Source organism: Methylobacterium fujisawaense, from assembly GCF_039619325.1.
GTDB lineage: Bacteria > Pseudomonadota > Alphaproteobacteria > Rhizobiales > Beijerinckiaceae > Methylobacterium > Methylobacterium fujisawaense.
Genome location: NZ_CP155000.1, coordinates 3,379,142 through 3,393,637 on the forward strand (window position 1 = coordinate 3,379,142; position 14,496 = coordinate 3,393,637).

The following is a 14,496-nucleotide window of genomic DNA, read 5'->3' on the forward strand; positions in this document are numbered from 1 at the left end:
GCATGAGCGAACGGATCATCCTCCGCGCCGGCGAGGCCCTCGTGGCGGGCGGCCCGCCCAACACGGCCTCCGAGCCGGAAGTCATCATCGGCGCGCTCGACGGGCCGGTCGGCACCGCGCTCGCGACCCTGACGGGCGACCAGGTCGTCGGCCACAGCCGCGTCTTCGCGCTGCTCAACACCGACATCATGGTCCGCCCGGTGACCCTCTGCGTGTCCAAGGTGAGCGTGACCGAGAGCAAGTACACGTCGATCCTGATGGGCACGGTGCAGTTCGCCATCGCCAACGGCGTGCTCGACGCCGTGCGGGCGGGCTACATCCCGAAGGAGCAGGCCAACGACCTCGGCATCATCTGCTCGGTGTGGCTGAGCCCCGGCGTGATCGAGGCCGAGACGGTCGACCACAAGGCGCTGTTCGAGATCCAGCGGAAGGGCATGACCGAGGCGATCCGCAAGGCCATGTCCAACGAGCCGTCGATCGACTGGCTCCTCGAGAACCAAGACAAGATCGTTCACAAATACTACACGATGGGCCTCGAAGGGAAAATCTGACTGTATAAAAGGCTTTCGGAAATCATAGTAAATCTACGGGGCGCAGGCACTCGAGAAAGTCTCGAATTCACGACCGTTTCGCGTCAATAGCGACAACTCCGACATCAGGTTTGAGCCCTAATGCGACCTTCAGAAGTCTCGGCTGACGCCCAACTCGAAAGACGGCTCGAGACGATCTCCGGCTTACTGGCGCGGACACTCGATGCGCATCGGCTAGATGATGAACTGTGGGCGTTGATAGTCACGCGCGTATTTGGCCAGGCAGCTCCTGCCAACGCTTGGCTGCGAGAGGATGATCTTCGCCTCCTCGGCGGCCTCGACTCGAGCATGTGCTTGGCCAGAACCGTTCTTCCAGGTTGGCGCCTCCGACTGATCTGCCGGCCGGGAGAGCGTGCCGTAGCCTATTGCGATCGGTGGGGATGTTGGCCGGGTCCATCCATGGCAGCAGACGCGCCGTTAGCCGTTTGTGCTGCGCTTTTACGCGCGGTCCTAGCCGAAGCTCGGCATACCTCGAAACGACGCGACCGTACGTCATTCTCGCACTGGTTGGGTATAGCGTGGGCCAGTCCTCGTGTACTAACCGAGAAAATACTACAGCACGCGCGGCCTGAAGGATCAAATACCGAACCGTGCCGCAGTGCAGTACGTCGGGGATGTACATAAGCCTCCCCGAAGAGCGCCCAATTGGTTAATTCTGAGTTTCGTCAAAGCTGAGCTCGAGACGATTTAGCGTCGCCGAACACACAATCCCAACCTTCCGCTAATTTATGGCGCCATTGTCCTTTAGAGCCTACCTCTAGTAACCCACCTAAGTCACAGATTTCATACTCCTGGGCGCGAAGGAGCGTCACCACACTACCCGAAAGGCAACTGTACTGCGGTCGTACGGCCGCAAACAGAAGCCCGCCTCAGCGTAGCTGGGCGGGCCACTTCGTATCAGCCGAGCATCGCTCAAAGCCACTTCGCTGTCACGCCGCGAGATGACGTGACCTCACAATGTTCTCGTTGCTGCAGGAAACCCGGTCCCTCGAGCTCAGGACATTGGGAATCGGACGGAGGCTGTCGGCGAATCGAACAGCAAATCCAATCCTCGCTGATACAGCGAGACGGAAGCCGTAGTAGATTGAAGCGGTTATTCCGGCACAAAAGATATAGTAGAGCAGCAGGGCGGCCATCGGATTTGCAATCTCTTTCTGTTGGTGATCCATATGTGGCATCGCACAACGAAACTGGTAGCGGGGGTTCCACATCTCGGCCATGCTCCATGCGCATGAGGTTAGACGCTGATCCAATTGGGGTTGCGTCGGAGCCAGCGACGGCGAGATACACCCCTGCATTCGGTGGTCGCCTGCAGGTAAGTTTCGCTCGCCGGCCTCCCGGAGATCTACACGGCAGGAGCTACGGTGCCCCCGAGGGTAGCTTTCGGCTTCGCAAAGGCGACCTCATTCCGAGCTGTCGAGAGCGCGGACAAGCTGAAGATAGCGCTGGTGGTCGCACAGTAGAGCAGCCGCACCCTGATTACCCTGGTACTTTCGCGAGAAGCGCTGACTGATGTGCTGATCGCTGGTCTAGCACCGCTGACTCAGGCCAGGGCTGGCGTCCATACCTCCCGCTCCGGCAGGTGGTATCCTGGTGCACAGTTTGGGCGTCCGCTTTCGTGGCGGCGTATCTCCACCGGGGGCATAAGTGAACAGGACGACTTTGGCTCAAGAGATTGGCTTCCTCCTCGTTCCAGGTTTTTCGCTGCTGTCTTTTGCCGCCGCCTGCGAGCCTTTTCATGTGGCGAATCGCCTCGCTGAATGTTCGTTATACCAATTGCGCTTCTTCGGCGATGAGGCTGCGGACCGCGTCGCTGCTTCGTCCGGAGCGGAGGTCCCTGTCGAGCCATTACCAGCAGACCGAGGGGCGCTGCACACAGTCTTCGTTTGTGCAGACGGCGAGCCGGCAACATGGCAGCAACCGGCTGTTCACGCCGCACTGCGATGTTTGGCTCGCAGCGGAACCCGCATAGGCGGGATATCCGGCGGCACCTACATGATGGCGGCAGCCGGACTTCTTGAAAATTCTGACTTTACCATAGGCGGGGAACACGCTGCCGCTTCGAAGGAGGAATTTCCGGATTTAACGCCGGGGCTTGCCCGCTTTGTTCTTGCTGGGAGTCGCGTGACTTGCATCGGTGGCATTGCCGTTCTCGACATGACGCACGCGCTTATCGCTGACCGCCTGGGCGAAGACTTTGCGAAGCGGGTATCAGACTGCCTTCTCCATACCCCAATCGCCGCGCCGGAACACCTGCAGGGCGCCTCTCTCGCTGAGCGATACGGCGTTCACCACCCCGCGCTGGTTGCAACCATCGAAACGATGCAGAGGACCGTGGGAGCTCCTCTCAGTCGTGGTGAGATGGCTGCAAGCGTTGGGCTGAGCGAGCGTCAACTCGACCGGCTTTTCCGTGAGAAGCGGAGATGCAGCTTCTCAGAACAGTACCGGAAGATTCGCCTGGACCACGCCAAGCGTCTGCTGCGTCAGAGCTGCCTACCGATCGGCGCTATTGCCGCGGCGACAGGATTTTCAAGTCTCGCACATTTCTCGCGATGCTACCGGGTCTATTTCGGTCATAGCCCATCGGTAGAACGGCTGCATGAATCCAGCTTTCCCGTCAGCGCCCGTAAGACTGACTGCGAGGGGAGCGAAGATCCGCGCTGATCCCCAGCGCGTCAACCAGCGACGATCCGCTCGTCGAGCTTCCGGTCGACGGTCTCGACCGTGCGGTCGATCTCGGCGCTGGGCTCGCCGAGCTGGTGCGCGATCAGCTTCACGAGGAGATCGACCCGCTCGATGTAGGGGGCGCCGTTGGCCACCGCGCGCGCCGCCGAGGACGGCTTCAGCAGGCTCTCGGCGGCCTTGGCGTATTTCTCGAACGGCACCTGGTCGGCCGGATCGGCGCCGAGTTTCCGGGCGATCCCGTCGACATGGTCGTAGATCGCCCGCGACCGCGCCAGATCGCCGTGGACGGCGTCGTGGATCGATTGCGGCTCGCCCGGCGTGATGCAGCGGTAGTTGCCGGTGAGCAGCATCGACCACTTGGCCAGCGGCACGAACAGCGAGTCGAACACCTTGAGCTTCACCGGCACGTCCTGCCCGTCGAGGCGGACCGCGTCGATGTCGGCCTCCAGCTCCCGCAGCAGCCGGTTGTGCGCCTCGTCCGCGAAGGTGGCGGCCTTGAAGTTGGTCGGCAGCCCGACATGGAGGACGTTGGCCTCCTCCTCGGGCGGCCGGAAGGCCTGCGGATCGGGCGAGCACAGCGACACCAGCCCCGGCTCGAACCGGTCCCAGACGCCGGCATTGGTGTAGGCGTCCTCAAGATCCATGGCGGCGAGCGCCGGGATCCGCTTGAGATAGGGCAGCGGCGGCATGTTCATGATCGACAGGCAGGGCAGCTGCGCCGCCGCGATCTTGATCATGAGCACGCGGATCGTGTGGTTGTTGTACTGCGGCTCCTGCATGGCGAGGCCGACGAGGTCGTAGCGCGACACGTCGACCTCTTCCGGCGGCATCGCGTCGAGCTTGCCGGGCAGGTCGCGCGCGTGGATCGCCCGGTGCTCCTTCTCGTCGCGCAGCTTGATGCGGACCTCGGTGCCGGCGCGGTTGATCAGGTCGGCGGTCTTCCGCCGGCAGACCAGGGTCACGTTGTGACCGGCCATCAGGAGCTTGGTCCCCAGGAGCGAGCCGTAAGAAGCTCCCAAAATCAAAATGCGACGTGTCACGGCTACTCCTATAGTTCGTCTCACAAGCTGATTTCGATGCCAACAGCTTCCGACCCGGCGCTGCGGAAGAGGAGCTGTAATGGGAGCTGGCGCGGCTGCGGCCCCGCAACTAACACTGAAGACTGACTGGAGAAGAGGATGTTGATAGTCGCGCAGCGGCTGCAATTGTTGCCGGATGCTAGAGTCCTCATTCCGCGGCAGTCCGCAGAACTACGTTCCAAATAGCCGGTCCGACGCTTTAGAACGCGCGCAACTTGCCAATTCAGGCCGGACTACGGGGATATACAATGATGGAGAGATATGTCATCGGAGTTCTTATATGCTGGACTGGGCCGTGCAACCCCGCCGAGTCAAACATTAGCGAGTCACCGGGCCGGAGATGGTAATCCTGACCGGAGTGTCTATAGATTACCTCGCCGGTTAGCATGTAGATGAATTCAACACCGGCATGGCGGAAGCTCGTGTAGGGCTCGGCATCCTCTTCCAGCGTGATTAGGTAAGGTTCGACGGCAACGTCGCCTCTCAGTGAAGCTCCTAATAACTCGTAGATATGCCCGGCCTTCGTACCGCCTCTCTCGATCAGAACTCCCTGCGCGCGTCTTACAAAAGAACAGTCACGCTTTTCCTCGAAAGTAGAAAATAGAGAGCTGAGTGGCACATTGAGGGCGCTCGCGAGCGCGTTGATCGTCGACAAGGATGGAGATATTTGCCCATTCTCAATTTTCGATATCATCGCGAGTGAAATTCCCGCGGCTTGTCCGAGTTCCGCAGCGGTTAAGTCGCGCTCGCGTCGGAGAATTCGTACCTTATGCCCCAATGCTTTCTCTAATGGCCTTGCGCTCTCCTGCGGAGCGCTGGACGCCGTCGTGAGCTCCGCCTCGGGAAAAGTCGAGACTGATCTTACCTGGTCGCGGAAGTTTGGCGGCATGGGAGATTTGGTGACCTGCGACATGGGCCTGTCTTCGCCTTTTTCTGACAGAACAAACGATGTTCTGCGCCGGCGTTTCGTAGAGAGCCGCAGCCTCTGCTACTAGTGCAGCAGTCTAGCGGGGATGATCCGCGGTCCGTTAGCGATGCGGGCGCCGGAAGGTGCCGCTTAGGCACCTTCGATAGACGTGATCACTAGTTACCGTTGGTTCCTGGCGCACCAAAGGCTGCTGGCTCCCTTTGCCCTGGCCGGTCAGTGCACTGGAGCGCGCTCGACCTCGTAGCCGAACTCCGCCGCTGCGTGAGTTAGCCAAGACCAGAAGCTGCCTGCAAAGCTGCGCGCAACGGCAATGTCGTAGATCGGGGCCTCATCTCGCTGCCAGATCTGCGCGTTGATGTGCGCTATGTTCGTTATCGCAGCTTGCCCGGCTCGGAAGGCGCGCGGATGCAGGTCCACCGCCACCCCCTTGGCCAGCATCGCGCGGGCTTGTCGGCCCGAAACGCGCACCAGGGCGCGTCCATCGCTCTGGTCGGTCACTGCCGCCACGCCGCGAAGAGTCTCCGCCAGAGCCGCTAAGTCCCGCCGAAACTCGGCCACTGCGAGCCACTGGCCGGGTGCTGACCAGACAAGACCTTTCTCGCCTTCGATGCTCGTTCTTCCAGCACTGGGTAAGAGCCAGTCAAGCTGTTCCGCCAAGATCTGCCGGAGCTTGGTCTCCTGGTCATCCGCTACGATGATTGTAGCGAGGCCAATCTCATCCCGGAGTGAGAGCCGGATGCCTGCTTCACCCTGCAATCGGCCGTGCCGCCCATTGCGGGCGATTCCCGCCCAGGCGCTGCGGGGCTGCCACGCGCTCGTCATCACTGCCTCAGACACGCAACTTCTCCTCTTTCGGGTCCACGAAGGCGGGCGAGCAGATCTCGACTTCGACATCGCCGCCGCGCACGGGATCATAGGCGCGCACCCGCTCACCGTGGCGCTCAGGCCCGCGTCGAATCAGGCCGATGCCGATCCAGTGGCCGAGGCTGGGTGAGTAGGCGACCGAGGTCATGTAACCCTGATCACCACTCAGGCTCGGCTCGGCGGCAATCGCGAGGAAGTGGGCGCCGGCACGCGGGCGCTGCGTCGGATCCACCGGACGGAAGCCCACGAGGATTGGGCGATCAGGATCGGTCAGAGCGGGCCGCTCCTTCATCAGGCGCCCGATGTAGTCCTTCTTCTTGGCCAGCATCCCCCCGAGGCCCAGATCACGCGCGGTGGTTTGCCCGTTGATCTCGGCGCCTGCCGCGTGGCCCTTTTCGATGCGCATCACCGACAGCGCCTCAGAGCCGTACGCCGTGATCCCGTGGCGCGATCCCGCCTGCATGATCGCCCGCCAAGCGGCGTCGCCATAGGCCGCTGGCACTGCGAGCTCGTAGGCGAGTTCACCCGAGAAGGAGATCCTGAACAGGCGCGCCGGGATGCCCCCGCCCACCGTCACGTCAGCACAGGCGAGGAACGGGAAGGCCTCATTGCTGATGTCAAAGCTAGGATCGACGACGCTGCGCAGAGTGTCGCGGGCACGCGGGCCGGCGACGGCGTACTGCGCCCACTGTTCGCTGATTGAGGCAATCTGCACATCGAGCTCTGGCCAGAGCCATTGGCGACAGAACTCGAGGTGCTGCATCACTCTTGCCGCATTCGCGGTAGAGGCCGTCATGACGTAATGCGTGTCGGCCATTCGGGCGATGGTTCCATCGTCCATGACGAGGCCGTCCTCGCGCAGGAGCACAGCGTAGCGCGCTTTGCCGATGGACAGCGTCCCGAATGGATTGGCACAGACGCGCTCGATGAACGCCAGTGCATCGCGACCCTGGATGTCGATCTTGCCGAGCGTAGTGACGTCGCAGACACCGACTTTGCTGCGGACGGTGTTCACCTCGCGGTTGACGGTCTCTAGCCAGTCGGTCTCTCCGGCTTTCGGAAAATAGGCTGGGCGCAGCCACAGGCCGGTCTCGACAAAGACCGCGCCCTGCTCCTCGCACCAGGCATGCGAGGGTACGTGACGCGTTGCCCGGAACTCCTTACCACGATGGTGACCTGCGAAAGCGCCGATCGCTACGGGTGTGAAGGGCGGACGGAACACGGTCGTGCCGACGCTCGGGACTGCCTGGCCTGTCAGCTCGGCCATGATGCTCAAGCCCGCCAAGTTCGACGTTTTACCCTGGTCGGTGGCCATGCCGAGGGTGGTGTAGCGCTTGAGGTGCTCGACAGCTCGGAAGCCCTCACGATGGGCGAGTTCCACATCGGAGGCCGCCACATCGTTCTGGAAATCCACAAACGCCTTGCCCTTTGGCTTGGCCACCCGCCAGAGGGGGGTGTGCTCAGTACCCTCCGGATCCGTCTTGAGGCGGTCGGGAGCCGCCGCTTTGAAGCCGCACTCCGTCGCGGCTTCGGCGCCCGCTTGCGCGCCGGTCTCCAGACACTCGGCCAGAGTCAATCTTCCGGCAGCGGCACCAGCCGCGGTCATGCCGGAGGGCAGCGTGGCCGGCACGAAAGCGTGAATGGCTTCGTTCCATACCGGTCGGCGTGACAGGTGCGAGTCGAGATGAACGATGGGATTCCAGCCATTGGCCATCGCGAGGCAGTCGCAGGCGATGGTCTCGGAACTGCCATAGGCATCAACGACCTCAACGGCCTCAAGCGCCAGCTTTCCTTTCGTTCCAGAGACGTAGCCGCCGGTGACGACCCGCGCCCCTGCGGCTTCGGCCTCACGCCGCAGAACCGGTGGGACCGACGACCGAGAGTCGATGACCGCGACCACCTGCCCCCCGGCAGCCTTGACGTCGCTGAGCGTACGCCAGCCATCATCACTTGAGGTGAAGATGGCCACACGCCGACCTGGCAGGGCACCGAAGCGGTTGATGTAGGCCCGTACGGCACCCGCCAGCATTACGCCCGGCCGGTCATTGCCACCGAAAACATGCGGACGCTCGATTGCACCGGCAGCGAGCACGGCACGCTTTGCCGTAATACGCCACAGACGCTGTCGTGGCGCGTGATCGGCTGGAACGGCCAGATGGTCGCTGACGCGCTCGACAGCCCCGTAGGCGCCATGATCGTAGACACCGAACAGGGTCGTGCGGCTGAGGATGCGCACCTCCGCCAAACTCTGCAACTCGGCGATCGCCTCCTCGGCCCAATCCACGCCGGAGCCTGACCCGAGTTCACGGCGCTCGGAAAGTAGGCGACCACCGAGCTGGTAATCTTCATCCACGAGGATCACTCGCGCGCCGGATCGCCCGGCCGCGAGCGCTGCCGACAGGCCGGCCGGGCCGGCTCCGATAACGAGCACGTCGCAGAAGGCGTGCTCTCGATCATAGGTGTCGGGATCAGGAGCGTTCGCCGCTCGACCAAGCCCTGCCGCGCGCCGGATCATCGGCTCGTAGAGCTTCTCCCAGAAGGAGGCCGGCCACATGAAGGTCTTGTAGTAGAAGCCGGCCGCGAAGATCGGGCTCAGGAGCGCATTGACCGCCAGCGCGTCGTGCTTCAGCGAGGGCCAGCGGTTCTGACTTACTGCCTCGAGCCCTTGGTAGAGCTCGGCCACGGTGGCGCGCGTGTTCGGCTCGCGGCGCGCACCCGTGCGTAACTCAACAATCGCGTTCGGCTCCTCCGAGCCCGCCGAGAGGATACCGCGGGGGCGGTGGTACTTGAACGAGCGCCCGACAAGACGCACACCGTTGGCGAGAAGCGCCGAGGCCAGCGTGTCGCCCTGGAAGCCCGTGTAGCGGGCTCCATCGAAGCGGAAATCGAGGGGCCGGCGCCTGTCGATCAGGCCCCCACTCGCGGTGCGAAACGCTTGGGTGCCGTCTGCAGAAACAGCGGCAACGTCGGCTTGCGAGCGCCTCAGGCTGATGGTGGTCATGCGGCCTCTCCCGTCCGGCGGCTGCGGGCGACGTCGCGAGCGGGCGAAACGTCACTGATTGTATGGGTTCGCGTATCGCGGGTGACGACGAGCCAAGTCCGGCAGCCGGCCGCGTGATACCAGAGCTCGCGGTGCTCGCCGGCGGGATTGTCGCGCAGGTAGACGTAGTCGTGCATGGTGGAGGCGTCCGTCTCCATGCCGTCGGGGCGCGTCAGCGTCGCGTCGCCGAAATAGCTGAACTCGCCGTTGTCCCGCTCGCCGCAGTAGGGGCATCGAATGCGCATGATCTGTGACCCTCAGTGCAGGTTCGGCTGGGCACCCATGCCCTTCTCGTCGATGAGGTGGCCCGTGGCGAAGCGGTCCAGGCGGTAGGCTGCAGCGTCCGTGTGGGGTTCGTCACGGGCAATCAGGTGGGCAAAGCAGTAGCCTGCCGCCGGGGTCGCCTTGAAGCCGCCGTAGCACCAGCCCGCATTGAGGTAGAGGCCGCGGATGTCGGTCCGGTCGATGATCGGGCTTCCATCCATCGACATGTCCATGATGCCGCCCCAGTGGCGCAGGAGCCGCAGGCGGCCAAGGCTTGGCCAGAGGGCCATGCCCCCTTCCATGACATCCTCGATCGTGGCGAGATTGCCGCGCTGCGCATAGGAGTTGTAGCCGTCGATATCGCCACCGAACACGAGCCCGCCCTTGTCCGACTGGCTGACGTAGAAGTGGCCCGCCCCGAAGGTCATCACGCAGTCGATGAGCGGCTTTACGCCTTCGCTGACGAACGCCTGCAACACATGGCTTTCGATTGGCAGCCGCATGTCGACCATGGACGCGAGCAACGAGCTGGAGCCGGCCACCGACAATGCGACCTTTTGGGCGCGGATGAAGCCGCGGCTCGTCTCGACGCCGACGACGTGGCCGTTCTCACGTCGGATGCCTGTGACGGCGCAGTTCTGAACAATATCGACGCCACGTTGGTCCGCCGCGCGGGCGTAACCCCAGGCAACTGCATCGTGCCGCACAGTGCCGCCCCGGCGCTGCAGAAGACCGCCCTTCACTGGAAACCGTGCGTTGTCGAAATCGATGAAGGGCACCATGGAGCGCACACCCTCGCGATCGAGGAGTTCAGCGTCGATGCCCGCCATCCGCATAGCGTTCCCGCGGCGCGCATAAGCGTCGCGTTGCCCGTCCGAGTGGTAAAGGTTGAGCACGCCGCGCTGGCTTACCATCGCGTTATAGTTGATGTCCTGCTCCAGTCCTTCCCAGAGCTTCATGGAATGCTCGTAGAAGGGGATGTTGCCAGGCAATCCGTAGTTCGACCGCACGATCGTGGTATTACGGCCAACATTGCCCGACCCAATATGGCTCTTCTCGAGCACAGCCACGTTTGTGATGCCATGCTCCTTGGCCAAGTAATAGGCCGTGGCGACACCATGTCCGCCGCCACCCACGATGACGACGTCGTATTCTGCCTTGGGTGCTGCATCGCGCCATTGCGGCTTCCAGTCCCGCTGGCCTCGCAAAGCTTGTCCTAAGACGCTGAAGACGGAGTAGCGCATGAATGAAACCGTTTTTCGGTGACAGCGGCGTGTTGAAGCCTTGATAACCGCCAACCGGAGAGGCAGGCTGGCAATTTACGACAGCCTTCCAGCAAATTCCGCAGAAATGAGTAGCGAAGCTCTGGTCTCCACCCGCACAAAGCCGGGACGCAAAGCACCGAGGGTCGAGGCTCCGTCGACCCTGACGGTCGGCTTCGTGCTCGTGCCCGAATTCCCGCTGATGGCCTACACAGCCGCGATCGAGCCGCTGCGAGCCGCCAACACCTTGTCGGGTTGCCGTCTGTACGATTGGTGGCACGCTGCGCCCGGCGGCGGTGTCGTCAGGGCCTCGAACGGCGTTACGATCCTCACAGACGTCGAGGTGGGGGCAACAGCACGCGAGGCTGAGCGGATCTTTGTCTGCGCTGGCGGCAACCCGGCCGATTTCGACGATCCCGCTCTGTCGGGGTGGCTGCGTGATCTTGCTCGGCGAGGTGTGACCATTGGTGGAATCTCGGGTGGTCCTTACATCCTGGCCCGGGCGGGGCTCCTCGACGGGCGCCGCTGCACCTTGCATTGGGAGCATGTTCCAGCCTTTGAGGAGCGTTACCCCTCAATCGACGTCGTGCGCTCACTCTTCGAGATCCACGGCGATCGCATCACATGCTCCGGGGGAATTGCAGCCCTTGACCTGATGCTGAACTTGATTGAGCGCGACCACGGCCCTGGACTCGCTGCCGGCGTCAGTGACTGGTTTCTGCACAACCAGATCCGCGAGGGCCTGAGTCCACAGCGGATGGACCTGCGTCAGCGCTTTAACGTGCGTGACCCGCGGCTGCTTCGTGTGCTGGGGGCGATGGAAGCGAATCTAGAGACACCGCTCTCACGCGCCGCTCTTGCAGATCTCGCGCGGGTCTCAGTGCGACAACTGGAGCGGCTATTTCATGATCTCCTCGGCCAAGGACTTCATCGGCACTATCTCAAGCTGCGCCTCGACAGAGCGCATCAGCTTGCCCGGGAGAGTTCGTTGAGCAGATCCGAGATTGCGGCTGCAACCGGGTTCGCCAGCGCCGACGAGCTCTCCCGAGCCGAGCGTCGGCGACGCTTGCAAGCGGTGGAACCAGATTGAGATCCCCTGACCGAACGAGCCGGCCTCGCTCCGCGCCGGACCGCCCAACCTGTGCGGCACCTCCAGCACTCACGAAACTGGGTATCGGTCTGAATCTGCGACGCTGCTCCTTCCCGAGCCTAAAACCCAGAAAAATTTCCGTTCGCCAGTAGGTGATCCCGCCGGCCAATCTCCTGTACCGCTACCTCAAACACGACCTCCGGACCGGCTACTCCCCCCGACTTTCTACGAACGGTCATAGCGAACAGCATCCGCGAACGGCGTTCAACTCTCATCAAAAAAATGCAAGCAACAGTATCAGTCCCACCTAGTGCGGAGGGAAAAACTGACCGAGTCTTTTAACAAGATATCGCTCGGATGTGACCTCGGCCTTACGGTATATTCTAAGCTTGCAGTTCTTGACAGTACCCTTGCTAATCTTCAATTTCTGAGCAATCTGCCCGGTGTTGTCACCCTTCATAATCAGACTCAATATACCCCGTTCCCGCGGGGTGAGCGCTTGAAGAATCACCGCTGCTGCTTGATAGTCGACCGGCCCATCTGAAGAAGCCGGCTTCCGCTCCAGTGTGAAGATGCGGCCTCCCGGCGCAAGCGGGAAATTGCGATCAAACGACTCCGTCCGCAGCAGGAAGTCTCTAGTGGATATCGTTTGAAAATCTGCCTTCCCGTCAACGGTCTCTAGCATCGGGTTGATGGACGCATCCGAACTGCGCGCCAGCGCCCATGACTCGTTGGCAAAAACCTCCACGCCGTGGCGGTCACGGATCAACGTCGGCTGCAGAACTAATTCTGCGGATTTGCCAGCGTCAGTGCAACGAAGATTGTTGAACAAATGTCCTAGGTGGCTCTTGTGACAACCCTCGAGCGCGGGAAAGATGAGATTCGCAAGTTGGATGTCAGCTGCCGTAAAAAGCCCCTTCTCCCGCTCAAGAAATACCCCTAAACAACAGTGACCCACCGTGGAGAAAATTATACCCATTTCATCAGAGATATTAGCCGCCGCCGTAAAGATTTTGGCATAAAGATCGGATTCTCTTCCGGTTCCCGTCAATTCGGCAAGCGTGAGCACACCGGGACGACCGAATTTAGTCCAGTAAAGCGAGAATGGATCTATAGATAGGCACTTATTATTATAGAAATCCACAGTCCTCTGCGGAACGTTCCAGGTATATAGCACATCTGGCGGCGCAACCCGCGAATATCTTATGATCCAGCCCGAATCGGTCTGAATGGATCGCGCCAGCATATTAAGCAGGCTCTGATGAAACCCATCAGTCCCGATCGAAGCTGCCAGTCCTCCTAGCTCTTTGAACCATTCGCCATCCGTGAGCTGCAGCGGCTCTTTCCATGAAATTACGTCACACATCCCCGGGGTGCCTGCACGCTCACGCCCCCCATTCGCGCTGATGGCGGAGCCTCCTCGGGTGCTAACCTATTATCACTTTTCGGCCTGCTCAAGATTGTGGCAAGCCGCTCTACCGGGCAGAGATGCCCTCCGGGGGATGGCCACGAGTTTGCAGCCGATGCACGTCGTCTGAGTCACATTCTCGCGACTGCGCTTTGGCGCCCGCTCGAGGAAAGTGAACCGCACCCCCGTTTTGACCGGACAGGCGGCATAGCTCACGCAGGCATAGGCGTAAGCCTATGGATAAGGCTGTGTCATCTGATCCGACCGCCCCGCCGGCGCACGGCGAGATCCTGACCGGCGCTCAGCGCCGACGTCGCTGGTCCACGGCCGAGAAGATCCGCTTCGTCGAGGAGAGTCAGCAGCCCGGCTCGTCCGTGTCGTTAGCGGGCCGCCGCTAGGGCGTCTCTGCAAACTCATGTGAGCCAGAGCATGGTCATGCCGAGCGTGACCATGGCGAGGTAGTTGACAGCCCGCTTCTCGTAGCGGGTCGCGATGCGGCGATACTGCTTGAGCCGGTTGATCAGCCGCTCGACCCGATTGCGTTCTCGGTACGCGGCCTTGTCGAAGTCGGGCTGACGCGGCTGGTCCTTGCGGGTCGGGATCACCGGCTCGATCCGGCGCTGCCGGAGGCGGCAACGCGCCGGCGGACTGGAGTAGCCCCGGTCCCCTGCCGTCCTGCGGGGCCTCAGGCGCGGGCGGCCTCGCCCTGGGCGCGGCACCGCGCCCTTGTCCATCAGAGCGTCCAGTGCGAACTGCTCGTGACGCTCGCCCGCCGTCAGCACCGCGGTGATCGGCTTGCCGCCGCCCTCAGCGCGCAGATGAAGCTTGGTCGAGAAGCCGCCCTGGCTGCGCCCGAGCGCTTCACCGAGGCCCTCGACCGTGCCCTCACCCCCCGATGGCGCCGGACCGGCGTGCCCCGGCAGCGTGCTGGTGGGCGCGCACCACCGTGGCGTCCACAAAGTGTAGATCCCAGTCCAGGGCGCCGCGGGCGTCCGCCTGCGCCTGCAGGCGCTGCAGCATCCGGTCGAATACGCCGGCCTTGCGCCACCGGTAGAACCAGCTCGACACAGTTCCCACAGCACCATAGCGCGCCGGCAGATCCTCCCAGGGCGCGCCCGTGCGCAGGATCCAGAGCATGCCGTTGAGCACTTGGCGGTGATCCTCAGCAGGCCGGCCCGTGCGCGGCTTCTGCGGAGGCAGCAGCGGGGCGATCTGCTTCCACTGCGCGTCAGTCAGTTCAAAGCGTCGCATCAGACCCACATGGGGCCGATCCCGCAGCCTGTGAA

At 62.4% G+C, this 14,496-nt stretch carries 11 protein-coding genes and 1 pseudogene; 4 read left to right on the forward strand and 8 right to left on the reverse strand.

From position 1 onward, the window contains the following. Nucleotides 1-2: 2 nt before the first annotated feature. Both ABC766_RS16080 and ABC766_RS16085 read left to right on the forward strand, forming a co-directional pair. Complete coding sequence (locus ABC766_RS16080; protein ID WP_345818939.1) at nucleotides 3-551, forward strand: formaldehyde-activating enzyme; 549 nt, start codon at nucleotides 3-5, stop codon at nucleotides 549-551. Nucleotides 552-2,252: 1,701 nt separating this feature from the next. Next, on the forward strand, nucleotides 2,253-3,254 hold the full coding sequence (locus ABC766_RS16085) for a GlxA family transcriptional regulator (RefSeq protein ID WP_345818941.1): 1,002 nt from the start codon (nucleotides 2,253-2,255) through the stop codon (nucleotides 3,252-3,254). Nucleotides 3,255-3,265: 11 nt separating this feature from the next. On the opposite strand, the gene ABC766_RS16090 is transcribed toward ABC766_RS16085, so the two are convergent. The 6 genes from ABC766_RS16090 to ABC766_RS16115 form a co-directional block, all read right to left on the reverse strand. Continuing rightward, entirely contained in the window at nucleotides 3,266-4,315 is a 1,050-nt protein-coding gene (locus tag ABC766_RS16090) for a ketopantoate reductase family protein (RefSeq protein WP_345818943.1), read from the reverse strand. Nucleotides 4,316-4,577: 262 nt separating this feature from the next. After that, a complete protein-coding gene (locus ABC766_RS16095) occupies nucleotides 4,578-5,243 on the reverse strand; it encodes an XRE family transcriptional regulator (RefSeq protein WP_345822775.1) in 666 nt (221 codons plus the stop codon). Nucleotides 5,244-5,495: 252 nt separating this feature from the next. Continuing rightward, nucleotides 5,496-6,119, reverse strand: a complete 624-nt coding sequence (locus tag ABC766_RS16100) for a sarcosine oxidase subunit gamma (RefSeq protein ID WP_345818945.1) — start codon at nucleotides 6,117-6,119, stop codon at nucleotides 5,496-5,498. After that, nucleotides 6,112-9,147 carry a sarcosine oxidase subunit alpha family protein gene (locus ABC766_RS16105; RefSeq protein WP_345818947.1) on the reverse strand — a complete coding sequence of 1,012 codons (3,036 nt, stop codon included), beginning with the start codon at nucleotides 9,145-9,147 and terminating at the stop codon, nucleotides 6,112-6,114. The genes ABC766_RS16100 and ABC766_RS16105 overlap by 8 nt, the downstream gene beginning before the upstream one ends. Next, the gene (locus ABC766_RS16110; protein WP_345818950.1) at nucleotides 9,144-9,431 is read right to left on the reverse strand and encodes a sarcosine oxidase subunit delta; all 288 of its coding nucleotides are present in this window, start codon (nucleotides 9,429-9,431) and stop codon (nucleotides 9,144-9,146) included. Before ABC766_RS16110 ends, ABC766_RS16105 begins: the two co-directional genes overlap by 4 nt. A 12-nt stretch (nucleotides 9,432-9,443) precedes the next feature. Further along, a complete protein-coding gene (locus ABC766_RS16115; protein ID WP_345818952.1) occupies nucleotides 9,444-10,694 on the reverse strand; it encodes a sarcosine oxidase subunit beta family protein in 1,251 nt (416 codons plus the stop codon). Between the two features lie 106 nt (nucleotides 10,695-10,800). Between ABC766_RS16115 and ABC766_RS16120 the strand changes: the two genes are divergently transcribed. After that, nucleotides 10,801-11,802, forward strand: a complete 1,002-nt coding sequence (locus ABC766_RS16120; protein ID WP_427902243.1) for a GlxA family transcriptional regulator — start codon at nucleotides 10,801-10,803, stop codon at nucleotides 11,800-11,802. A gap of 307 nt (nucleotides 11,803-12,109) precedes the next feature. Here ABC766_RS16120 and ABC766_RS16125 read toward each other — a convergent pair whose 3' ends face one another. Next, a complete protein-coding gene (locus ABC766_RS16125) occupies nucleotides 12,110-13,168 on the reverse strand; it encodes a helix-turn-helix transcriptional regulator (protein ID WP_287081763.1) in 1,059 nt (352 codons plus the stop codon). A gap of 278 nt (nucleotides 13,169-13,446) precedes the next feature. On the opposite strand from ABC766_RS16125, the pseudogene ABC766_RS16130 reads away from it, so the two are divergent. Continuing rightward, a pseudogene (locus ABC766_RS16130) lies at nucleotides 13,447-13,605 on the forward strand (IS3 family transposase); the annotation flags it as partial. Between the two features lie 18 nt (nucleotides 13,606-13,623). Here the strand turns inward: ABC766_RS16130 and ABC766_RS16135 are convergent. Next, a protein-coding gene (locus tag ABC766_RS16135; RefSeq protein WP_345818955.1) for an IS5 family transposase occupies nucleotides 13,624-14,461 on the reverse strand; the annotation gives its coding sequence in 2 pieces (ribosomal slippage) (nucleotides 13,624-14,103 and nucleotides 14,105-14,461; 837 coding nt in all). Between the last annotated feature and the right edge of the window lie 35 nt (nucleotides 14,462-14,496).